This is a genomic window from Mucilaginibacter sp. UR6-1 (assembly GCF_020880975.1).
Taxonomy (GTDB): Bacteria; Bacteroidota; Bacteroidia; order Sphingobacteriales; family Sphingobacteriaceae; genus Mucilaginibacter.
The window spans coordinates 1,054,143-1,078,011 of record NZ_JAJIWP010000002.1; the positions used below are offsets into that span (position 1 = coordinate 1,054,143).

Below are 23,869 nucleotides of genomic sequence, written 5' to 3' on the forward strand. Positions count from 1 at the left end.
TTAGTTACGTGAAGGGCGACCACCACCGCCACCGCCGCGTGAACCGCCGCCTGATGAACCACCGCCAAAGCTTGATGGTGATGATGACGGACGTGATGTAGCCGGAGGTTGGTAAGAAGGTGTTTCACGGGTTGGCCTTGAAATACGGCTGTCGCCGCTAATATCTCTGCCTGCGCCATTATTGCCACGGCCTGTGTATGAGCCATTTGATGAAGAGCCTGTACCATTAAGCCTGTTTGGCCTGTTTGGATAATAACCGGTATTGCCACCACTATTACCCATACCGTTACGCCCGGCGGTTAAACCGCTGCGCGGGTTGCCTGTACCTCTGCTTGGGCGGGCATTGCCTGATGAGCGGTAAGCAGAGTAAACACCCCAGTAAGGTGAGCCACCCCAGCCGGTACCCCAGTATGAATAGCCTAAGCCGCCATAACCGAGCCCATAGCCATAGCCCCCGTAACCATAACCTAAGCCACCGTAGCCCCATGGCGAGTAGCCATAACCGCCCCAGCCATAACCTAAGCCAAGGCCCCAGCCACCATATCCATACCCAAGGCCAAAGCCGTAACCCGCACCATAACCGTATGGCGCGTAGCCATAGTACATATTATCGTAATAACCGAACGGCGAAAAGTAACCGAAACGGTTTATGCGCGATGAGTAATCGTCATAATAATAATACTCATCATCAGTTGTGTAGTAATCATCCTCGTAACCATCGCTGCCTACGCCCGGGTCTTCATTGCGGTAAACGGGGCGTGCGGCATATACAGGCACATCACCGGCTTTTGCAATGGTATTGTATACGTCATCGTCGGCAATACTCTGGTTGGAGGCCAGCTTGGTTGTAGAACAGGAACTCAGTGCTGCAGCACTGATTAAGGCAATTCCTAATGTTATATGAAGTTTCATGTATTGTTTGGTAAAAAGTTCGAACCCGGATAAATTTTAAATTTATAAATTTGGCAGCACTATATATTAATCTAACGGTCAAATTTCATTCCACAAATATAAGATGAGCAAAGGCATTATTAGTAAAGACGAAGATTATTCGCAATGGTTTAATGAGTTAGTAATAAAAGCTGACATGGCCGAATATTCGCCCGTGCGCGGCTGCATGATCATCAAGCCCTACGGCTACTCGATATGGGAAAAAATGCAGGCCGTGCTTGATAAGATGTTCAAGGATACCGGCCACAGCAACGCTTACTTTCCATTGTTGATCCCAAAATCATTCTTCTCCAAAGAGGCGAGCCACGTTGAGGGTTTCGCGAAAGAATGCGCGGTGGTTACCCATTATCGCCTGAAGAATGATGAGAACGGGCAGATAGTTGTGGACGAGGACGCTAAGCTGGAGGAAGAGCTGATCATCCGCCCGACATCGGAGACAATTATCTGGAATACTTACAAAGGCTGGATACAATCATACCGCGACCTGCCCATACTGGTTAACCAATGGGCCAACGTAATGCGTTGGGAAATGCGTACCCGTATGTTTTTACGTACCAGTGAGTTTTTATGGCAGGAGGGCCACACCGCTCATGCTACCGCTGAAGAAGCTGTTGCCGAAACCGAGCAAATGCTTGACGTATATGCCGATTTTGCTGAGAACTGGCTGGCATTGCCAGTGGTTCGTGGCCGTAAAACACCTAACGAGCGTTTTGCCGGTGCGTTAGATACATATTGTATTGAGGCGCTGATGCAGGATGGCAAGGCTTTGCAGGCAGGTACATCGCACTTCTTAGGGCAAAATTTTGCTAAGGCGTTTGATGTAAAGTTTGCCAATAAAGAGGGTAAGCTTGATTACGTTTGGGCTACCTCTTGGGGCGTATCAACCCGTTTGATCGGCGCGCTGATCATGGCGCACTCTGATGATGCAGGTTTGGTATTGCCGCCAAAACTCGCGCCTATACAGGTAGTGATAGTGCCTATTTACAAGCACGATGAGGAGCTGGAAAACATCAGCGCGTATGTTAAAACCTTAACGGCCGAATTAAAAGCAAAAGACATTTCTGTTAAGTTTGATAACCGCGACACCCAGCGCCCTGGCTTTAAATTTGCCGAGTATGAGTTGAAGGGTGTTCCGCTGCGTGTAGCCATAGGTAGCCGCGATATGCAAAACGGTACGGTTGAGCTTGCCCGCCGCGATACTAAAACCAAGGAAACGGTACAGCAAGAAGGTTTGGCAGGTGTTATTGAAGGATTGCTTGAGGAAATACAAGCCAACATCTATAGCAAGGCCTATAATTTCCGTGAGGAAAATACTACCGAGGTAGATACTTACGAGGAGTTTAAGCGTTTGCTGGACGAAAAACCCGGCTTCCTATCAGCACATTGGGATGGTACACCTGAAACCGAACAGCGTATCAAAGAGGAAACCAAAGCAACCATTCGCTGCATACCATTAAACAATGTGCAGCAGGAAGGTAAATGTATATTAACCGGCAAACCATCAACCCAACGGGTATTGTTCGCCAGGGCGTATTAGGTTTTTGTCTGATAACAAAACGGGGTTAAGTGAATACATCGCTTAACCCCGTTTTTGCTTAATCTTCTTTTTCTACTTCCTTTTCAAGTATTTCTTTAGCGTCTTCAATATCATCACTGTCGGCTTCGGGTCCGTCCTGCAAATTTTCAAGGCGCTTGTTGAATATCAGGTGGGTGAATATCGGGTAATGGTCTGATCCGTTGTAGGGCAGGCGGCGCATTTGTACCAGGCCAAACTCGGCCGAGCAGAAAATATAATCCAGCGGAAAACGTAAAAACCAGTGCTTGGCCGAAAATGTACTGTAAAACCCACGGCCTTTACGTACATCCAGCAAATCGCTCACCTTACCGAAAAGGGTAGTGGTATGGCTCCACGCCACATCGTTCAGATCGCCGAACACAATGATCGGCAGGCTGCAATCACGGGCTTTAAAGGCTATCTTCATCAGCTCCTTATCCTTTGCGGTAGAGTACAGGCTTTCGCCCGGTACCGGCGGCTCGGGGTGCAGGCCCCACAATTGTACCTTTTGTCCTGAAGGCAGTTCAGCAATGGCTTCAATAGATGGTATATCGTTCTTGATAAGATAGTTTACCCGCGCATCGCTCAACGGAAAACGGCTGTAAAATAGCAAGCCGTAAGTATTTGGCAACGGCGCTTTCAGCATATGCGGGTAATGTGCCTCCAGTTCATTCATTGCTGTTTCCCACTTGGCATCCGTTTCCAGCAAAAATATCACATCAGGATCAACGGTTTTTATCTGATCAAGCAGTTTTTGGTATTCGGTATTATCCTGAAATACATTGGCTGACAGTACTTTTATCTCATTTTTAGGGTTGCGGCTTTTAATGCTGCTTACCTCTTTACGGGCAAATACAGTGTAATTGTATATTTTAATGATGAGGTAAATAATGGCTATGCAAAGGGCCGCGAAGGCGTAAATGTTGATTTGCTTTGTATTGGAGTACAGTATGCCCCAGCCAATAAATACCGCCATGCACAGCATGAATTTTTGAAACCGAGGGTACTCCAATGAGCGGAACACCCAGTAGCTATGTTTAATGAGCGGCAAAAAAACAAGAAATACAAGCAGAAAACTTGTGATGGTTAAAGCTAAATACATGTTGTGGGTTTAAGATGCCATGCCTAACCCGGCTTGGCAATATTAAATTATTGCTATTAAATGTTGTAACCGCATAAGTTGTTTTAATTATTTAAGTTTGATAAACATTATTATGAAAAAATACCGCCTTATCCTCAAAATTATCTTGTGGCTGTAAATTATTGGTGGCGTAACGCTCGATGTTGAATGTGTGCGTATACACACATACAGAAGAATTTAAATACCCTTTATAGTCCGGAGGTCAATAAAACCTTGTAATGATTATTTAATTAAAAGATATATACCGGCTATAAAAAATATAATACCAGCTAACATGGGATGAACTTACGAAAATTTGTATTGTCATAATATATTTCAACTTGCTGATTTTGCTTGAATACTTTAAAGTTGTAGCCAAAGTCAGATTTCAATCTACGTAATTTACCCTCATTGTCTTCAAATTCAATTACTGGATAATAAATTGATTTTCTGATTGAACCATACATGCTACCAAGCTCGTGGTCAGCAACGATGCCAATAGTTTTTATTCCGCTTTTTAAAAGATAGTTTTTTTGCTGTTTCTTTAGCAAACCGTACGCAAGGCCAACAATGCCAAGCAAAATAAGAAGCAAAGCCTGGTAGTTAGCGTCTAAAAAATTCCATCATATCCTAACCAATTGCTCGGTTTCAATTTTCTTCTGTAGTTCGAGGATAGCACCTATCAGGGCTTCAGGGCGTGGGGGGCAGCCTTGTACGTAAACATCAACGGGTATAACACGGTCAACGCCTTTTACTACGTGGTAGCCATGCTGCCAGTAAGGGCCGCCGCAGTTGGAGCATGAGCCCATAGAGATAACATATTTAGGATCGGGCATTTGCTCGTAAAGGCGTTTAATGCGCTCGGCCATTTTAAAGGTAACGGTGCCGGCAATAATAATTACATCCGCCTGGCGTGCCGACGGGCGGGGGAACACGCCAAACCTGTCCAGATCATACGTTGATGCCATGGAGCCCATCATCTCGATAGCGCAGCAGGCAATACCAAAGCTCAACGGCCATAGGGATGACATACGTGCCCAGTTGAGCAGATCGTTCATTTTAGTTATCACTAAACCACCACTTTCATTGGTTATATCAGGCGTCATTTCCGGGCTTTTTAAAAGTTGGTTTAAACATAGGTTTGCGTACAGGTGCTTCGGCAGCGGCCGCAGGTGGCGCAGCATTGGTTGGTGTACTTGCAGTAGCCGCGGCAGCTACAGGCTCAGTATTAAACGGCCTTACACGGTAAGCGCTTTCTTCAAGGTTTATTTTTTCGTACAACGAGGCAGGAATGTTCACGCCACTGCTTGGTATGCTAACCTTTGGTTTTATCCATTCCAGGTCGCCTTTGCGCCAAACATATACCAAACCCAATATCAGTATGCCTAAAAATATAAACATTTCAACTAAGGCGAACCATCCCCAGCGGTTATCGGCGGCTATCAGTTCATGGTTACCAAACACCGTAGCCCACGGAAAAACGAATACCATCTCTACATCAAACAGCAAAAAAATGAGGGCTATAACATAAAAGCGTGAGTTGAAGGGTAGCCATGCACTGCCGGTTGGTTCTTCGCCACACTCGTATGATGATAGCTTTAATTCGTTAGGGTTTTGCCTTGATAAAAGTTTGTTCAAAAAAAAGGTTAAGCCAACGGCTAAAAAACCGACTATTAAAAATATCAGTATCTTGCCAAATTCGGATATTTGCGAAACCTCGTGCATGACAGCAAATTTAATAAAACAAACAGATTTTGACGCTATAATAATTGGAGCGGGCGCCTGCGGACTAATGTGTGCCGTACAAGCCGGCTTTTTAGGCAAGCGTGTATTGATATTGGAGAAGAACGACCGCCCCGGCGCCAAAATACTTATTAGTGGTGGCGGCAGGTGTAATTATACCAACCTGTATGCCTCGGCGCAGCAGTTCATTTCAAAAAATGAACACTTCTGCAAATCGGCCTTCGCGCAGTGGACGGTAGATGATACCATCTCCTTTTTTGAAACTTACGGCATCAGCGGAAAAGAAAAAACGCTGGGGCAGTTGTTCCCGGTAACTGATAAGGCCCGCGATGTGGTGAACATGTTTGCCAACCTGTGTAATGATCTGCAGCAGCAGATATACTATTATGCTACAGTAAAAAGTATTGAACAAACCGACGGCGGTTTTGAGATTGTATACGAACAGCACATGCGCGAGCAAAAAATATTCGCGCCAAAGGTAGTTATGGCTTCGGGCGGTTTACCGATTGTTAAACTGGGTGCTACGGATATAGGGATGCGCATAGCGCGCAAATTCGGTATGGTCGTTGTTGATACCGCGCCAGCGTTGGTGCCGTTAACTATTACAGGTAAAGATCAGCCATGGTATGAAAAATTATCAGGCAACAGTATTTTTTGCCGGGTATGGAATGACAGGATCAGCTTTGAAGAGAATATCCTGTTTACCCACTGGGGGTTGAGCGGTCCGGCTATATTACAAATTTCATCATACTGGAAACCCGGCGAATTTATTAATATCGACCTGCTGCCCAAGCAGAATATAACCGAACTGATACAGCAGGAGCGTACCATAAACGGTAAAAAAACCTTACTGGCATTGCTGCAGGGTTTGTTTACCCGCAAGTTTGCCGATGCACTGGCCGACAGGCTGCCGGTACAAAAAAATCTGGCATCGCTAACTAAGGCAGATGTTGAGTTGACAGAAAGTCTGCTGCATCAATTTAAGGTAAAACCGGCAGGTGATAAGGGGTATGATAAGGCCGAAGTAATGCGCGGCGGCGTATCAACTGATGAGCTATCTTCAAAAACACTCGAAGCTAAAAAGGTACCTGGCCTGTATTTTGGGGGCGAGTGTGTTGATGTAACGGGATGGTTGGGCGGTTATAATTTTCAATGGGCATGGGCAAGCGGTTTTGTTATCGCGCAGGCGCTGTAAGCCAAATTGGCAAAAATTTATAATTGGCCCGAATTTTATCATCTTTGCTGATATTAATATAACTGCTATGTTGTTTGAACAAATACGGCAAAAGCCGTTCTTTATATTAGGTCCCTGCGTTATGGAAAACCAGGAACTGCTGTATACCGTTGCCGAAAAAGTTGCCGAAGTAGGGCAAAAATTCAATGTGCCGGTAATATTCAAATCATCGTTTGATAAGGCTAACCGTACATCCATCCACTCATACCGCGGGCCGGGATTAGAGAAGGGTTTAGAGATGCTGAATAATGTAAAAGAGCGATTTGGCTTACCCATATTGACTGATATTCATGAAAGCCACCAGGCATCAGTAGTGGGCGAGGTGGTTGATGTTTTGCAGATACCCGCGTTTTTATGCCGACAAACTGATCTGCTGGTTGCTGCCGCGCAAACCGGAAAGATAGTGAATGTTAAAAAGGCGCAGTTTCTTTCGGGCGCCGATATGTTTTATCCGGCCCAAAAAGTAATTGAGGCAGGTAATAACCAGGTGATACTAACCGAACGTGGCAATATGTATGGCTATAATAACCTTGCGGTTGATTTCAGGAATATATACGATATGAAGGCCTTTGGCCACCCGGTTTGCATGGATTGTACCCATTCGGTACAACGCCCGGGCGGTGCAGGCGGCAAAACGGGCGGCGACCGTACCTTTGTACCCATGATGGCCCTTGCCTCAAAAGCATTTGGTGCCGACGGTTATTTTATGGAAGTGCATCCCGACCCGGATAATGCCCTCAGCGATGGCCCCAACATGCTCAAGCTCCAGGATCTGGAAAAGGTAATAGCAACAATGGTTTAAATAGTATAGATACAAATCCGAAAAATCAATTCTGTCAATTCTCCAATTCTGAGAATTCAGGTTCAAGAAGAATGAAAAACATCGCCAGGAGAGTATTTGATATCGAAATAGAATCGCTTACGCATGTAGCCGGTTTGCTTGATGATGCTTTTGACGATACAATTAGCACCATATTGCAAAGCAGTGGCAAAACCATTGTTACCGGCATAGGTAAATCGGGCCTTATAGGTAAAAAAATTGCCGCTACTCTGGCCAGCACCGGTACGCCGAGCTTTTATATGCACCCGGCGGAAGCTTTTCATGGCGATCTGGGTATGATCAGTGAGCACGATGTAGTGATCCTGATCTCATACTCCGGCGAATCAGACGAGGTGTTGAAGCTCATACCATTCCTCAAATGGCATAATAATATTATTATCGGTATTACGGGTAACCCTGCATCAACCATCGCTAAAAACAGCCACCATCACCTAAATGTTAAAATAACGAGAGAAGCTTGTCCGCTTGAGTTGGCACCAACATCATCCACTACAGCCATGCTGGTAATGGGCGATGCCCTGGCCATCGCGCTGATGGAAGCACGCGATTTTAAGCATGAGGATTTTGCCCGCTTTCATCCCGGCGGCAGCCTGGGGCGTAAGCTGCTCACCAGGGTTAAGGACATGATGCGTACCGATAACCTGCCTTATATTGATAAGGGAGCCTCTTTTACAGATCTGCTGATGCGTATGTCCGCCGGGCGTTTAGGCATGGTAATGGTTGGCAGCAGCGCTGGTATTGAAGGCATTGTTACCGATGGCGACCTGCGCCGTGCGCTGATAAAGAACAGCGATACCCATACCTTGAAAATAGCGGATATCATGACCACATCGCCCATTATTATCAGCAGTGATGAACTTATGAGCAATGCCGAGCAATTGATGATCGATAAAAAGATTACCACGGTTTTAGTAGGTGATGCCAAAAGCCGTACCATTGAAGGGGTATACCAAATATACAACCAGTAAAACAAAATATAAGCTACCCGTATTTATGGGTTAGTTAGTTTTTTATTCAACCTGAATACTGTTATCGCAGTATAGCATTTTTTGTAAATGACAGATACCGTTACTCCCGCATCCGTTTTTTCGCCGCCGCAAAAGGTACACATAGCAATTATTGGCCTGGGTTATGTAGGCTTGCCGCTGGCAGTGGAATTTGCCAAAAAATATCCGGTTTGGGGTTTTGATATAAGTGCCGAACGCATCAGTGAGCTGCGCCGCGGGCATGACCGTACGCTGGAGATAGCGCAGGATGAACTAACATCAGTACTTAACAGGCAGCAAGCCGGCTTGCAATTAACTTCAAAGCCGGAAGATATAAGGGCCTGCAATGTTTACATCGTCTCAGTACCCACACCAACTGACAGGCATAACCGCCCAGATCTCAGCCTGATTGAAAAAGCCAGCGAAACTGTTGCCGGTGTGTTAAAGCAGGATGATGTGGTGATCTATGAATCAACCGTGTACCCCGGTGTAACCGAAGAGGTTTGCGTGCCGATACTTGAACGTGTATCGGGCCTTAAATTTAATGAGGGCTTTTTTGCGGGATACTCGCCTGAGCGTATTAACCCGGGTGATAAGGTGCATACGCTTACCAATATCCTGAAGATAACATCGGGCTCAACACCCGGTGCTGCTGATTTTATTGATGATTTGTACCGGAGTATTATAACAGCGGGTACACACAAAGCACCAAGCATTAAGGTAGCCGAGGCCAGCAAGGTAATAGAGAACGCGCAGCGCGATATCAACATCGCTTTTGTAAATGAGCTATCCAAAATTTTTAATTTGTTAGGGATAGACAGCAATGATGTGCTGGAGGCTGCGGGCACTAAATGGAACTTTTTAAAGTTTAAACCCGGCCTGGTTGGCGGGCATTGCACCGGTGTTGACCCATATTACCTGGCCCAAAAAGCACAGGAGGTTGGCTATCATCCTGAAATAATACTGGCAGGCCGCAGGCTTAATGATGGCATGGGTACTTACGTAGCCCTTGAGGTGATAAAGCTAATGGTAAAGAACAGCATCCCCGTAAAAAATGCCGATGTGCTGGTGTTAGGTTTTACTTTTAAAGAGAATTGCCCCGATGTACGTAACACCCGTGTAATAGATATTATAAAAGTGCTGGATGAGTTTGAAACCGCCTATGAAGTATATGACCCATGGGCTAACCCGGCAGAAGTTTCAGTTAAGTATGGTATAAAAACCATAGCCGACAGGCAGCAGTTAAAACATAAGTACGATGCCATAATTGTTGCTGTAGCCCACAACGAATTTTTAACGCTCGACTATACCAGCCTGAAAAGGAGTGACAACTCGGTTTTGTATGATTTGAAGGGCTTGCTTAACCGGGATATTATAAGCGGCAGGTTATGATAATTTAACACGGTTGGTATATTATTTAATAAATAATTATATTTAATGTTAAATTTATTTCAGACCATTGAATGCGAATTTTGATTAAATATTAATTAAACATTGTGCCTTTGGTGATAAGGTTAATTTATACGATTTTATTAGCATGAGAATTTAATTTTCTTAATTTTGTTCGCATCAGGGCTGAAAATTCATAATATTAGTCTTTAAAATTTAAAAACTTAATAATTTTTAGCTGTCTAATTTACAGTTATCCGTTTCTATGATTCATAGGTATACTACTTTTATTAAGGCTATCAACCTAACTATTGATTATATTATATTAAATCTGAGCATGGTGATAGCTTATCTAATTGAGGATAAGTCATACATCTCCTGGATCAGTAATAAAAACTACTTGCCTATAGTGCTGGTGTTTAACCTGATATGGCTTCTATCAGCCAATATTACCGGCCTGTATGAGCATGTGCTGAATAAGGATTCAATACGCACTTACCGGGGGCTTATAAAAACTTATTTTTTATTTGTAAGCTTTATTTGCTTTACCATTATCATACTTATTGGTACTAAAGCCTACTTCATCACCCGCGAATATCTATTCTATTCGCTCGCTTTGTTTGGCTTTTTGCTTGGCTTTTGGAAGCTCATATTTTTGAGTATTCGCCGTAGCGACAGGGCTTTGCTGCTTGATTCGCGCAGCGCTATAATTATTGGTGCCGGCCGTATTGGTAATGATCTGGCAAACTTTTTTAATACCAACCCAAGCCGCGGTTACCGTGTAGTGGGCTTTTTTGATGATAACCCCAATAAACTGCGTGACGAAGCGCTGTATCTGGGGAGTACCAACGATTCTATCAACTACGCGATAAGCAACCGGGTTGATGAGATATTTTGTACACTGCCAAGTACCGAAGCGCAAAAGATTGAAAGGCTGATGCTGGAGGCTGATAAAAACCTTATCCGCTTTAAATTCATTCCTGATTATTATGATTACGGTATTAAACCTACGCTGATACAAAGCTTCGGGCATATCCCGGTAATATCCATCAGGCCGGAGCCTTTGGAGAACATACTGAACCGGGCTATCAAACGTTTTTTTGACATTGGTTTCTCGCTGTTCATCATCTTGTTTGTGTTTAGCTGGCTGTTCCCAATACTGGCCATCATTATCAAAATGCAATCAAAGGGGCCGGTATTTTTTGTACAGGCACGTTCAGGGCGTGATAATAAATCATTCAACTGCTACAAATTCCGTAGTATGAAGGTGAACAATGATTCGGATAAGCGTCAGGCCACCAAGGATGATGACCGCATCACCAAAATCGGTAAGTTTATGCGTAAAACCAGTTTGGATGAGCTGCCGCAATTTTTTAACGTGCTGATCGGCAACATGTCTGTAGTAGGGCCACGCCCGCACATGTTAAAGCATACTGAAGAGTATTCAGAACTGATAGACCGCTTTATGGTGCGCCACTTTTTAAAACCCGGTATTACCGGCTGGGCCCAGGTACGAGGCCTGCGTGGCGAAACCAAAACTACCGAAGATATGATGGCCCGTGTTGAGGCTGACGTATGGTACCTTGAAAACTGGTCGTTTTTGCTTGATCTGAAGATCATCTTCCTTACCTTTTGGAATGCGGTAAGGGGTGAGGAGAATGCTTATTAAATTCATATAAAAAATAATAGCAAGATAATTAGTCACTTACCTATTATTAAAATTGTATTTTAATAATAGGTAAATAACGCTATCTTTGCAGCCTGTAAAAATCCTAATGCGGAAGTGGCGTAATTGGTAGCCGCACCAGACTTAGGATCTGGCGCCGCGAGGCGTGGGGGTTCGAGTCCCTTCTTCCGCACAGCAAAAGTAAAAGCCTTCAAAGTCATTGATTTTGGAGGCTTTTTTGTTTCGATAATATATCAAAAAATCAGAGGTTTAATTCTAATGCTTCCGACTACTAACTTTTTAAAGTGCTACCTTAACTATAGCTTTTCTCAAATATTCGTCTATCGTTATTTTGGCCATACCAAACATAAGTTTTAAGATTATTTACACGTTCTTACTCAACAATTATGTAAAGATTAACGCTGCGTACATTCTTTGTACCTTTGAATGTTGTTTAAATTAGTTTCCCTGTATAATTACATGCACGAGCCTCTTATAACTTATATTAATCAATATATTTCTTCGCCACTTACGAGTGAAGAAGAAAAATTGATTACCACTGCTTTTCAACCTAAAAGATTACGCAAAAAACAATACTTTTTACAGGCAGGAGAGGTGTGTAAGAATACGGGGTTTATTACAAAAGGCGCCATGCGGCAATATACCGTAGATGATAAAGGAGTTGAGCATATTGTACACCTCTATATAGAGAATTACTGGGCAACCGACCGTGAAAGTTCCATAATGCTAACACCTTCAAGATATAATATTGATGCCTGGGAAGATACCGAGCTGCTCGTTATTTCAAGAGCAAACATATTGGATTTAATGAATAAAATACCGGCCTTGGTAGAAATGATTCGTTTAATGGATGAAAGATACGCCATTGCCAATAACAGAAGATTAAGCTCTGCCATCAGCAATACGGCAGAAAAACGCTATGAGGAATTTGCACAAAACCATCCCCAGTTTAATCTGCGATTTCCACAACACATTATTGCTTCTTATCTGGGAGTTACCAAAGAAACTTTAAGCAGAATAAGAAAGCAACCGCTAAAATAAAGTTAGGTTTAAAGTATTATTCACGCAAAGCGTTAACAAATATCAACGCTTTTTTTTATCATTTCTCATCGTTACAGGCTTAGGTGTAATGCAATTTTGTATTGTTAAATCAATTAAGAAATAACAATAAAAATTAAAGAAATGAGTAATACAAATTTTAACAACAGTCCTTCTACAGAACTTCTCCGCAAAAGTTTAGATACCTTTTTAGCCAAAGACATGAAAGGTTGGACTGAGTTATGTGCAGATGATGTGGTGGCTGAATTTCCTTTTGCGCCTGAAGGTTCACAGGCACGATTTGAAGGTCGTGAAGCATTGTATGCATACCTTAAAGATTATCCAAGCTATATTGACATAAAATCTCTGCCTACATTGAAAATTTATGGCACGGATGACGCTAACGTAGCTGTAGCTGAATGGAGTGCATCTGGCGTTGTTATAGGCAATGGTAACCCTTATGATATGAGCTATGCCACTTTCGTCACGTTTCGTGATGGCTTGATTGTAAACTACAGGGAATACTGGAACCCACAAGCTTTTCAGAAAGCCATGAGTGGCGGAAGCTTTGCTACAGAATAACGTCGGCAGGTAAATAAAATACATAAATTGTGAAAAAATATACTAAAAAGTTTATTTAAATAAACTTTTTAGTATATTTTTGTTGCGTTAAGTTTATTGATATGATTACTAAAGCCGAAAGAACAAAGCAATTCATTCTTGAAACAGCAGCGCCTATCTTTAATCAGAAAGGAATATCGGGTGCTAATATAGATGATGTACTTGCGGCCACAAAATTAACTAAAGGATGCCTTTACGGTCATTTTGAAGGAAAGGAAGACTTGGCGCTGCAGGTTGTTGACCAAATGCTAAATAGTAACAGAGAAAAAATGTTGCTCACTATCAGCAAGGGTAAAACAGCAAAGGCTAAAGTATTTGCTTTTCTTGATTTTTATAAAGACCCTTTGAATACTTACCTTAAAGGCGGATGCCCTGTATTTAATATTGCTGTGGAATCAGATGATAACTTCCCGGTGATAAAGGAGAAGATAGCGGATGTAATTCGCCATGGGCAGGAAATATTTGTTAGCGTTTTGAATCAGGGCATAGAGAATGGTGAATTTTCTGACAAACTTGATCCTGCTGTTTACGCTTTTAAGGCAGTAGCGGCCGTTGAAGGTGCTGTAGTGATGTGCAGGGCCATGAATACAGCAAAGCCTATGGCAAGTTTGCTCAAGAGTCTCAAATTGGAATTAGAGGGCTATGCGCTCTGATTTTTTTTAACATAAAATATACTAAAAAGTATAAAATAAACTATGGAATTAAAAGGAAAAACGGTATTGATCACAGGTGGTGCATCGGGTATCGGGCTGGAAGCAGCAAAACAATTTTTAGCTAACGGAGCCAGTGTGATTATTACAGGCAGGAGCCAGGCAAAATTAGATGAGGCAAAGAAGCTTTACCCGGCAATTACGGCCATTAAAAGTGATGTATCAGATGCCGGCGATGCTCAAAACCTTTTTAACCAGGTACAGCAATTGGGAGGTATAGACATATTATATAATAACGCAGGGGTGTTAACTGACCCGGTTAATCTTGGAATAGCCAATGAAAGGCATTTTGAGGACGCGGCTTATGAAATGAACGTTAACTACCTGGGGGTAATAAGGCTTAATAACCTGTTTATTGATATGCTTAAATCAAGGAAAGAAAGCGCGATCATCAATACCACATCCATACTCAGCTATGTACCTGCATTGCTTGAAGCAACTTATTCAGCATCAAAAGTAGCTTTGCAGTTCTACACCAAAGCATTAAGAAAGCATCTGCAAATTTTGCACAGTAACCTCAAAATATTTGAACTGTTGCCCCCTGTTGTGGCCACAGAAATGACTGCTGACAGGAGCGACAAAAAAATGACTTCGGAAGATTTGGTGAAAGCACTTATTGCAGGTTTAAAAAAAGATAAATTTACTATCCGGGTTGGCGATACAAAAGCGCTTTATATAATGAACCGGCTTTTTCCAAATGTGGCTTTTGGATTAGTCAATCCTGAAAAAAGTTACCAGGTATTAATATCATAGAAATCCTTCCAATCCTAAAAAAAATAAAAAAAAAGATCATGCGGGCATTTATTGTAAAAAGCTACGGCAAAAAGGAAAAACTACATCTAACCGAATTACCCGAACCAATGGTTAAGGAAAATGAGGTATTGGTACAAATATATTCAGCAGGTGTAAACTCGTTGGATTCACTCATCAGGAATGGTGATTTCAAATTATTTTTACCCTACAAACCACCATTTATAAACGGGCACGATATGGCAGGCGTGGTTACCAATGTTGGTTCAAAAGTAAGCAAATTTAAAATTGGTGATGAGGTATATTCCAGAGTAGGTGATCACAAGATAGGCACTTTTGCCGAATACATTGCTGTAAACGAAGCTGATCTCGCCTTAAAACCAAAAAATATCACCATGGACGAAGCCGCCTCTGTTCCGTTGGTTGGCTTAACCGCCTGGCAGGCACTTGTTGAAACAGGAAATGTAAAAAAAGGCCAAAAAGTATTCATTCAGGCAGGCTCGGGCGGTGTGGGTACATTCGCTATTCAGCTCGCAAAGCATTTAGGCGCTTATGTTGCCACCACAACAAGTGCCACTAATGCTGATTGGGTTAAAAAACTTGGTGCTGACCTCATTATTGATTATAAAACCGAAGATTTTGAAGCCATATTGAAAGATTACGATTTGGTAATACACAGTAATCGTGATGCAAAAATCCTTGAGAAATCATTCCGCATTTTAAAAGCCGGCGGGCAACTCATTTCATTAGTCGGGCCTCCCACACCTGAATTTGCAGAGGAGATAGGTTTGCCCTGGTATTTAAAATTGGTGATGAAGCTCCTGAGTGCCGGTGCAAAGAAAAAAGCGAAAAAAGCAAAAGCCGCTTTTCGATTCTTATTTATGAGAGCTGAAGGAAAGCAATTGGCAAATATTACATCATTGATAGAAGCAGGGGTTATTAAACCGGTGATTGATAAATTATTTGTATTTGAGCAGACTAATGAAGCGATGGCTTATGTGGAGAGCGGTCGCGCTAAAGGAAAGGTCGTTGTAAAAATGAAATAATAAGTGTGGATTGTAACCGCACCAGCCAACACAGTTGCAAATTAAAGGGTACATGTTTTAAATTAAGTGTTAACTATTTATACCGCTAAATGTTATAAACCGGCTTTACATTGAATTTATGACTTTAACATGGTCAGGCGCTTTAGCGGATGCACAACAAGCAAAAGCCCGATCAAATTTAATCGGGCTTTTGCTTATATTTTTATAGATAGATTTTATTTTTTCAAACCAAAGTTCTAATCAATCATTCACCTTTAAATCCTTACCCGCCAAATCCTCCCAACGGTAAAGCTGGAAAGTTTTGTCATCGCTCATGCCTACAAACAGGCCGTGCTTAAAGTCGGCGTTTAAGGGTACAGATACCACGTCAGATCCATCGCTGTTGCTGGTTGATACATGTATGCTTTTTACAAAAGCGTTGTTGCCTTCACGCTTAAATACCTTAAACTGCCCGGCTGCCTGGTCAGACACGAGGATGTATCCCGTAGTATCGCCCGTTTTATAAATGCTGATACCTTCGTGATCTTCTGTAAAGCCTGTTTGGGCGAAAAGGTTAAGCTCCTGGTCGCCTTTGGCCGGTTCGGCGTAGTATTTACGCACGCCAAATTGCTCATCGGAGTAATAAATATAACCCATCTCATTATCTGCCGCTATGGATTCTATTTCCTTTTTGCCGCTATACTTGCCGAACTTGCGTTTCAGCGTAGCTTTAACGTGGCCTGTGCCATCATCGGTCAGCAGGTATTGCCACAGGTAGCCGCCGGTAGTTGGGCCTGTTTTGCGGCCAACAATGGCGTAAATCTGTTTTGCTTTGTTGGTATAAAGGGCTATTCCCATCAAATCGCGAAACCCGGCAGCTTCATCCTCTCCCTCAAAAACAGGCATGCCGCCGTTATCAACCGGTTTCATATCCGGTAGTGAAAATATGCGCAGCTTATGTGTCATGCGTTCGGTAACTACGGCGATATCTGTAGGCTTACCATTAAGCATTAAGCCGTAGGCGATATCCACATTGTTAGGGCGTTTAAGGCCTTTTACCACCTTATCCCTAATGATCTTTCCTTTCAGGTCGAAAACATATAATGCGCCTATCTCATCCTTATCTGTGCCTACTATAAGTGATTTTGAAGCGTCAGTAGGGTTTATCCAGATAGCAGGATCATCCGTATCATACATTACCTTTTCGGTAACGTACAAAGGCTTTACCACCGTATCTGCCGTGGTTGATGCTGCTTGTTTTGAGTTATTGTTTCCGCAGGATGCTATGGCCACAAGGCCACCTAACCAAAAAATGCTGTTGATATTGATCTTCATTATTTGCTCAGGTTTAAAGTGATCTCCTCGGTTTCATCATCATTATATTCGCCTTTTAAGGTAAGAGCAAGGGTTTTGCCGGTAATTTTAAATTCACCGCTATATTTAAATTCAGCCTCTGATCCGTCTTCCTGCTCAATATCATCGGCAAACTCAACAGCACCAGCAAGCGTTTGTGTGTCCAGTTCTTCCAGGCCGCCTTCAATTTCTATCTCTTTGTTTACCGTTTCTGTTTCGCCGCATTCATCAACCTGCTCAGTTTCCTTTAATTTTATTACAGCCTTAAATTTATCGTAGGCAAATTCAATCGTTATCTCATCAACATCTGCCGCTTTCAGACCTTTTACGTCTTCGTTGATCAATCCAAACAAAGCCACAAACCTGCCGAACTGCTCGGCGTTGTTCACGTCCAGTTCGTACTCGCCGTGTATAGCTTCATCATCCAATACAATATACTCAAACTTGTTGGCGGTGTTAACTACTGCTTTTTTGGTATCGTCGGTAATGCCGGTTAGTTTTATCTCAATTTTGCGGTCGGTAGTGTTTAATACATCATCGTCAAACAGTTTGTCGTCGGTTTCAAACTCAACTTCTATCTCTTCAACCCCTGCCGGAAAGTCAACACTGCCTTTACCTGTATTTACATCAAAAGTTAAATTCAGGTCAATATCCTTATCTTCAGATGTGGTGCAATCATCTATCTCGTAAAAAGCCTTGGCATCTTTTATATAATCGGATAATTTGCTGAAGCCCTCAAAATCGGTCACTTCAAAATTTACCCTTACGCCTTTGCTTAGCGGAATCACTTTGCCTCCCAGGTTTTCGCCGGTCGGGTCAACACGGTCAATCAAACCAAGCTTAAAGCTGAATTTATCTTCATCCTCCAAACCGCCGTCGCCTTCATCGGCAAAGTTGATGATCTGCGGAAAGGCATCACCCACATTGGGCTCCACCACGTTATCGTTACGTTTATCGCAGGCGCTTAGTGCTACTAAAAATGCCGGCAATATAAAATATCTTAATATTTTCATTACTGTATTATTAATTGAAAATGATGGCTGTATTATAAATTGAACTTGAGGCCAAAACGCATCCAGTACGAATAAAACTCGCGTTGTATGTACTGGTTAGGGGTGCCCTGGTAAGCCTGCAATGGCTGGTTGGTTAGGTTAAGCGCCTCCACAAACAAACGGAACTTGCTGGTGATGGCATAACCGGCCGTAGCATCCAACTGCATACGTTTGTTGATGAAGATATCTTCGCTTGAAACTCCGCCCAGTTCAGACAGGTAGCTGCCGTTAAAGTTCATTGATAACCTGGCCGAGAATTTTTTACCCTCATAAGCCAGCGAAGCGTTACCTACGTGGTTAGCCTGACCCGGCAGCCTGATCTCCTCCTGCGCGTTAGCATTGTCCTGATTAGCTTCGCGACTTTGGATGCGGGCTTTGGAGTGCGTGTAGGTGTAGTTAAGATACACGCTAAAATCACGCAGAAAAGGTATGAACGACAGCCTGCGTTGTAAGGCGATCTCGGCACCCAGCACATCAGCATCATTACCGTTTTGCGATTGGGTAATATCAATACGCTCAATAATAGGCGTACCGGTTGTTGGGTATGGCGAATTAAAAATGGTACGGCGATAAATAAAGTTATCCAGCTTTTTGTAGAACAAACCTGCTGAAACAATACCTACTGAGCCAAAGTAATGCTCGCCCATTAAATCGTAGTTAATGGCCTTAACCGGTTTCAGATCGGCATTGCCAATGGTAGCCAAACGATCCTCACGGTTTATCTCCTGCGATGGAATGATCTCCGAAAAATTAGGACGGGCGTAGGAGTAAGTTACCGCTGCACGCAGGTTGCTGAATTTATCCAGCTCATATTTAAGGTGTAATTGCGGTAATACAAAATCGTACACGCTGCTGCCTGTTACCGGCCTGATGGCTTCCAGATCGCCATTGGCGGCAATAATTACATCTTTAGAGTTGTAACCAACTTTGGTACGCTCGTAACGCACACCGCCCAACACCATCAGCTTATTAATTTGCTGGCGGCCCATCAGGTAAGTTGCAAATACATCCTCTGATGCTTTGTATGATTCCAGCGCTTCATCAGCGGCCTTATCCGCAATCTGTAATTCAAATTGTGATGGGTTGGCGTTGAAGTAACGTATCAGGCTCGTCACATCCAGCGGGTTACCCATAGAATAGCGGCCTTTCATAAATTCATCTTTAACCGGCTTGCCTTCAAACTCATTTAGGTTAGGCACACCGCCCAGGTTTTCAAAGGTGTTTTGTGTAATGCTGTAGCTCTTGTCCTTTGAGCGAACCTTGGCACCAAATTTTATTAAGCCCGCGCTGTTATTTATTTTGTATGGGATGCCGACATTGAATTTTGCGGTAAGGTTTTTGTCTTTTGCCAGCGTGTTACCCATGCCCAGTTCGTCAAATTCGTAGCGTGAGTTATTAGTATAATCCTCATCGGTGCTGATGGATGGATATTTAGTATCGGTATAATTCAGCGTGCTCGGGATACCGGCTACAAATGCCGCTTCGTTGTCAAAAGGAGTATTTTGCTCGGCATAGCTGTATTGCGCCTCATAGTCCAGCAAAAAGCTTTTAAAGGTATGCTTGGCACCCGCGTTTAATGATAATACAGATTGCGCCTCAAACCTGTCTTTAGTTAGTTTTTCAATCTCCTCATCATTAGGTTTAAATACGTAACGTCGGCGCCATTCACGGTCGGTAAAGCGTGAATAAATGGTGCGGAAATACGCTTCGTGATGGTTGTTGAAGCGGTAATCCAATGATGAGCTTAAACCTAAACGGGTACGGGTCAGTTGGTAATCGCGCAGTTCAACCTCGTTATCATTAATGGCACGTTCCACACCATCTGATCCCAGGTTATTTTGATAATAGTTGCCATTTAACAGTACACCCAGCTTTTCGTTTTTACCTAAACGCTGGCCATATTGCAACTGGCCCTGCACATTGCCCTTGTTCATCAGGTTATTATACCCGCCGCCAATAACCCCCGAGATAGCCGGGGTTTTGGTTTGAGCCGTGCGCGTGATCAGGTTGATAGAACCACCGATAGCGTCGCCATCCATATCGGGTGTAAGTGCTTTGGTAACTTCTATTGAGGCTAACTGGTCTGAAGGTATCGCATCCAGCGCTACATAACGCACATCGGCTTCAGGAGAGGGTATCTGCTCGCCGTTGATACTGGTATTGGTAAACTGAGGCGCCAAACCACGTACGGATACATAACGTCCTTCACCCTGATCGCGCTCGATGTTTACACCCGGTACACGCTGCAAGGCTTCGGCCGCGTTCGGGTCGGGGAATTTGCCTATCTGATCTGCCGCTATAATGTTTTTAATGTTGTCGGCATTTTTTTGCTGGTTAAGTGCCTTAGCCTGGCCTTCGGTATAACCGGTAACCACCACATCCTGCAAGGTGGCCTGGCGGCTTTGCATCATAATGTTAAGTACCTTTAGTTGCCCGGCATTAACGGTAACGTTCACTACTGTATCCTTATAACCCAGGTAGCGTACAGTAACGGCAAGGTTGCCTGCATTAACGTAAAACTGGTATTCGCCGTTCAGGTCGGCAGCGGCACTGCTTGTTGTGCCGTTAACCAACAATGTTGCCCCGGCAAGCGGCTCATTGGCCTGCCCGCTGATCTTGCCTTTAATAATACCGCGCTGGGCCATAGCCACACTGCTGCCGCATACTAAAAGCATTAAAAAGAGTAATTTTTTAAATTCCATAAATTGATCTCAGTGAGTTGATGCAGCAAAGATTATTCACCTGAAATGCAATTGTAATATTAGCAGCGTTACAAAACGTATACACGTTTTTTTAAGGCGTAAACAAAGCGTGTACAAGCGTAAACAAAATGAAGCAATTAATTGATAATCAATGGTATAAAAATAATTATCAAGCCATTAAGTTTACGTTAACGGGAGGTTAGGATAGTTTTAACATTTGCAATGTATTGCTGGATGGATATGCACTAACCGGTTGTGCAGGGAAATTACCTTAACATTCAAAACTCTTTTATTATTTGATGTGCTGCTTATATCCAAACTTACCTGATTTTTAATTGTTCAGAAAATAAATCAATTAAAGGTAAATAGCGATGAGCCTTAAAGAGTATACCCAAAAGCGTGATTTCAAAAAAACCGCTGAACCCAAAGCCGGCCGCAGTAAGGATAGTAACCATCTGATGTTTGTGATACAAAAGCATGATGCCAGCCGCCTGCATTATGATTTCAGGCTGGAAATGGATGGCGTACTCAAAAGCTGGGCGGTACCCAAAGGTCCATCAACCGATCCTCAAACCAAGCGGCTGGCCATGATGGTTGAGGATCACCCGTTTGATTACCGCAACTTTGAAGGCATCATCCCTAAAGGTGAATATGGCGGCGGTACTGTTATTGTTTGGGATGAGGGTACTTACGAACCTATTGAAGAAATTAAAGGCAAAAAAGCCCAGGAGAAGCACTTACTAAAGCAACTAAAGGAAGGCTCGTTAAAGATAAAATTGCATGGCGAAAAATTACACGGTGAATTCGCGCTGGTAAAAACGCATGGCATGGGCGAGAATGGCTGGCTGCTTATTAAGCATAAGGATGAGTTCGCCTCTAAAAAGGATGTGACGAAGCTGGACAAGTCGATATTATCAGGCAAAACCATCGAAGCGATGGAAAAAACCAGCGATAAGGTTTGGCAAAATGGGCATGAAGAGGATGTAGAGAAGCCAAAGAAATCCTCTAAAAAATCAACTGCCAAAAAGCAACAACCGGCCATGGCTGATGATAAGCTGGAAGAGGAAACGCAGGAAAGCGAAAAGCCAGATCTGAATGTTGATGATCTGTTAAAGTCGGCTCCAAAATCAAAAGCGCCTGTTAAAATAAAGCCGATGAAGGCTACCCTGGTTGATGAACCGTTTGACGACCAAGACTGGTTATACGAGGTAAAATGGGATGGATACCGGGCCATAGCGGTGATTGATAATGACAGTGCCGAACTTATATCGCGCAATAATATTCCGTTTGATAAATATTACCCAATAAATAAACTATTAACGGACTGGAAGATCAACGCGGTGATAGATGGCGAGATAGTAGTATTGAATGATAAGGGAACATCTGACTTTGGCGCGCTGCAAAACTGGCGCAGCGAGGCTGATGGCAACCTGGTATATTATGTTTTTGATATATTGTGGTATGAAGGTCGGGACTTAACGCAGTTACCGTTGGAGCAACGGCTGGCTATACTCCAATCCGTTATTCCTACTGATGATGATCGCATTCGTCAAAGTAAATCATTCGCCGCTAACGGCGTTGAGTTTTTTGAGGCGGCTGAAAAGATTGGCCTGGAGGGAATAATCGCTAAAAAGGCCAGCAGTGTTTACACCTCTGATTTGCGTTCAAAAGAATGGCTTAAAATAAAAGTGCAGCGCCGCCAGGAAGTAGTTATAGCGGGTTTCACCAAAAATGCAGGGACATCAAAAGCCTTTAGTGCCCTGGTACTTGGCGTTTACAATGGCAAAACCTTACGTTACGCTGGCAAGGTAGGCACCGGATTTTCGGACAAGCTGCAAAAGGAAATGATGGCGCAGTTTGAACCCTTAATTACCGACAAGGTACCGTTTGATGTAGAGCCGGATGTGGATAAACCATCGCGTTTCAGGCCGCAGCGTATGGGCGCAAAACCTACCTGGTTAAAGCCCGAACTGGTTTGCGAAATAAACTTTGCCGAGGTAACCAGCGAGGGCGTTTTCAGGCAGGCCTCATTTAAAGGTATGCGGGTTGACAAAAAGGCTAAAGATGTGGTGCTTGAAACGCCAAAAGATACCGAAGAAACCGTTGAACAAACAGAAGATAAACCCAAAATATCATCACATCAAGCCATAAAGCCACCTGCCGGTAAAGACCGCAAAACGCTGCTCAACCCTAAGGATGAAACCCAGGTGCGCAAAATTTGTGGCCATGATATTAAATTCACTCACCTTAGCAAGGTTTACTGGCCCGATGATAATATTACCAAGCGCGATATGTTCAATTACTACTATCGGGTGGCAGAATACATATTGCCTTATCTGGTTGACAGGCCCATGTCGCTTAACCGTTTTCCGAATGGAATTAACGGAAAAAGTTTTTATCAGAAAGATATAAAAGGCAAAGCGCCTGATTGGGTTACAAAAACCTTCCCGTATACCACCAGTGATGGCGAGCATAAGGAGTACTTGGTAGGTTCGGATGAATCGTACCTGTTATGGATGGCATCATTAGGCTGTATTGAAATGAACCCCTGGTTCAGCAGGGCGAAAACACCGGATAACCCGGACTATTGCGTGATTGATCTCGACCCCGATAAAAATACCTTTGACCAGGTGATTGAAGCCGCGCAGGAGGTACGCAAGGTGCTGGAGGCTATTGGCGTGCCATCGTATCCTAAAACATCGGGCTCAACAGGAATACATATTTATATTCCGCTGAATGCTAAGTACGATTATGATCAATCGCAAATGTTTGCCAAACTGATCGTTCAACTGGTACATGAGCAGATACCCGCTTATACCAGTTTAGAACGTATGATAAGCAAGCGAAAAGGTAAAATGTACCTGGATTTTTTGCAGAACAGACCCGGCGCTACCATTGCCTGCCCGTACTCGTTAAGGCCAAAACCGGGTGCTACCGTATCTATGCCCTTGAGTTGGGATGAGGTAAAGCCCGGACTCACCATGCGCGATTTTCATATTAACAACGCCGTGGACAGGCTTAAAGAAACCGGCGACCTGTTTAAAGGGGCGTTGGGCAAGGGCATTGATCTTGAAAAAACATTAAAAAAAGCACAAAGTATATTTAAATAACC

Annotated in this window: 19 protein-coding genes and 1 tRNA gene; 13 read left to right on the plus strand and 7 right to left on the minus strand. The window is 43.3% G+C overall.

Annotated features, from left to right (window positions below; all coding sequences use genetic code 11):
• Window positions 1–912 (minus strand): hypothetical protein, encoded by a 912-nt coding sequence (locus tag LJ707_RS09980; protein WP_228950667.1) that lies wholly within the window; start codon window positions 910–912, stop codon window positions 1–3.
• A gap of 103 nt (window positions 913–1,015) precedes the next feature.
• On the opposite strand from LJ707_RS09980, the gene proS reads away from it, so the two are divergent.
• On the plus strand, window positions 1,016–2,488 hold the full coding sequence (proS, locus tag LJ707_RS09985) for a proline--tRNA ligase (protein WP_228950668.1): 1,473 nt from the start codon (window positions 1,016–1,018) through the stop codon (window positions 2,486–2,488).
• 58 nt (window positions 2,489–2,546) lie between these two features.
• Here proS and LJ707_RS09990 read toward each other — a convergent pair whose 3' ends face one another.
• The 3 genes from LJ707_RS09990 to LJ707_RS10000 form a co-directional block, all read right to left on the minus strand.
• Window positions 2,547–3,482, minus strand: coding sequence for an endonuclease/exonuclease/phosphatase family protein (locus tag LJ707_RS09990; RefSeq protein ID WP_228950669.1), 936 nt, complete (start codon window positions 3,480–3,482; stop codon window positions 2,547–2,549).
• 767 nt (window positions 3,483–4,249) lie between these two features.
• Window positions 4,250–4,732, minus strand: a complete 483-nt coding sequence (locus LJ707_RS09995) for an NADH-quinone oxidoreductase subunit B (protein WP_255678843.1) — start codon at window positions 4,730–4,732, stop codon at window positions 4,250–4,252.
• Window positions 4,722–5,351 (minus strand): NADH-quinone oxidoreductase subunit A, encoded by a 630-nt coding sequence (locus LJ707_RS10000; protein WP_228950670.1) that lies wholly within the window; start codon window positions 5,349–5,351, stop codon window positions 4,722–4,724. The genes LJ707_RS09995 and LJ707_RS10000 overlap by 11 nt, the downstream gene beginning before the upstream one ends.
• On the opposite strand from LJ707_RS10000, the gene LJ707_RS10005 reads away from it, so the two are divergent.
• From LJ707_RS10005 to LJ707_RS10055, 11 genes are all read left to right on the plus strand, one after another.
• A complete protein-coding gene (locus LJ707_RS10005) occupies window positions 5,350–6,564 on the plus strand; it encodes an NAD(P)/FAD-dependent oxidoreductase (RefSeq protein WP_228950671.1) in 1,215 nt (404 codons plus the stop codon). The genes LJ707_RS10000 and LJ707_RS10005 overlap by 2 nt on opposite strands.
• Before the next feature lie 67 nt (window positions 6,565–6,631).
• Window positions 6,632–7,405 carry a 3-deoxy-8-phosphooctulonate synthase gene (gene kdsA / locus LJ707_RS10010; protein ID WP_255678844.1) on the plus strand — a complete coding sequence of 258 codons (774 nt, stop codon included), beginning with the start codon at window positions 6,632–6,634 and terminating at the stop codon, window positions 7,403–7,405.
• Window positions 7,406–7,476: 71 nt separating this feature from the next.
• The gene (locus tag LJ707_RS10015; RefSeq protein WP_228950673.1) at window positions 7,477–8,412 is read left to right on the plus strand and encodes an SIS domain-containing protein; all 936 of its coding nucleotides are present in this window, start codon (window positions 7,477–7,479) and stop codon (window positions 8,410–8,412) included.
• A gap of 87 nt (window positions 8,413–8,499) precedes the next feature.
• Entirely contained in the window at window positions 8,500–9,822 is a 1,323-nt protein-coding gene (locus LJ707_RS10020) for a nucleotide sugar dehydrogenase (protein WP_228950674.1), read from the plus strand.
• A 262-nt stretch (window positions 9,823–10,084) separates the two neighbouring features.
• Entirely contained in the window at window positions 10,085–11,488 is a 1,404-nt protein-coding gene (locus LJ707_RS10025; RefSeq protein WP_255678845.1) for an undecaprenyl-phosphate glucose phosphotransferase, read from the plus strand.
• Between the two features lie 108 nt (window positions 11,489–11,596).
• Window positions 11,597–11,678, plus strand: a tRNA-Leu gene (locus tag LJ707_RS10030).
• Between the two features lie 287 nt (window positions 11,679–11,965).
• Window positions 11,966–12,547, plus strand: a complete 582-nt coding sequence (locus tag LJ707_RS10035; protein ID WP_228950676.1) for a Crp/Fnr family transcriptional regulator — start codon at window positions 11,966–11,968, stop codon at window positions 12,545–12,547.
• 141 nt (window positions 12,548–12,688) lie between these two features.
• Window positions 12,689–13,126 carry a nuclear transport factor 2 family protein gene (locus LJ707_RS10040; RefSeq protein WP_228950677.1) on the plus strand — a complete coding sequence of 146 codons (438 nt, stop codon included), beginning with the start codon at window positions 12,689–12,691 and terminating at the stop codon, window positions 13,124–13,126.
• 101 nt (window positions 13,127–13,227) lie between these two features.
• Window positions 13,228–13,818 (plus strand): TetR/AcrR family transcriptional regulator, encoded by a 591-nt coding sequence (locus tag LJ707_RS10045; RefSeq protein WP_228950678.1) that lies wholly within the window; start codon window positions 13,228–13,230, stop codon window positions 13,816–13,818.
• A 42-nt stretch (window positions 13,819–13,860) separates the two neighbouring features.
• Window positions 13,861–14,628, plus strand: coding sequence for an SDR family oxidoreductase (locus tag LJ707_RS10050; RefSeq protein ID WP_228950679.1), 768 nt, complete (start codon window positions 13,861–13,863; stop codon window positions 14,626–14,628).
• A gap of 38 nt (window positions 14,629–14,666) precedes the next feature.
• A complete protein-coding gene (locus LJ707_RS10055) occupies window positions 14,667–15,671 on the plus strand; it encodes an NADP-dependent oxidoreductase (RefSeq protein WP_228950680.1) in 1,005 nt (334 codons plus the stop codon).
• 240 nt (window positions 15,672–15,911) lie between these two features.
• Here LJ707_RS10055 and LJ707_RS10060 read toward each other — a convergent pair whose 3' ends face one another.
• The 3 genes from LJ707_RS10060 to LJ707_RS10070 are packed head-to-tail and all read right to left on the minus strand — an operon-like array spanning window position 15,912 to window position 20,757.
• Complete coding sequence (locus tag LJ707_RS10060) at window positions 15,912–16,985, minus strand: phytase (protein WP_228950681.1); 1,074 nt, start codon at window positions 16,983–16,985, stop codon at window positions 15,912–15,914.
• The gene (locus LJ707_RS10065) at window positions 16,985–18,016 is read right to left on the minus strand and encodes a hypothetical protein (RefSeq protein WP_228950682.1); all 1,032 of its coding nucleotides are present in this window, start codon (window positions 18,014–18,016) and stop codon (window positions 16,985–16,987) included. Before LJ707_RS10065 ends, LJ707_RS10060 begins: the two co-directional genes overlap by 1 nt.
• 32 nt (window positions 18,017–18,048) lie before the next feature.
• A complete protein-coding gene (locus LJ707_RS10070) occupies window positions 18,049–20,757 on the minus strand; it encodes a TonB-dependent receptor (protein ID WP_228950683.1) in 2,709 nt (902 codons plus the stop codon).
• Between the two features lie 371 nt (window positions 20,758–21,128).
• On the opposite strand from LJ707_RS10070, the gene ligD reads away from it, so the two are divergent.
• Window positions 21,129–23,867: a DNA ligase D gene (ligD, locus tag LJ707_RS10075; RefSeq protein ID WP_228950684.1), complete on the plus strand. Its 2,739-nt coding sequence runs from the start codon at window positions 21,129–21,131 to the stop codon at window positions 23,865–23,867.
• Window positions 23,868–23,869: the final 2 nt, after the last annotated feature.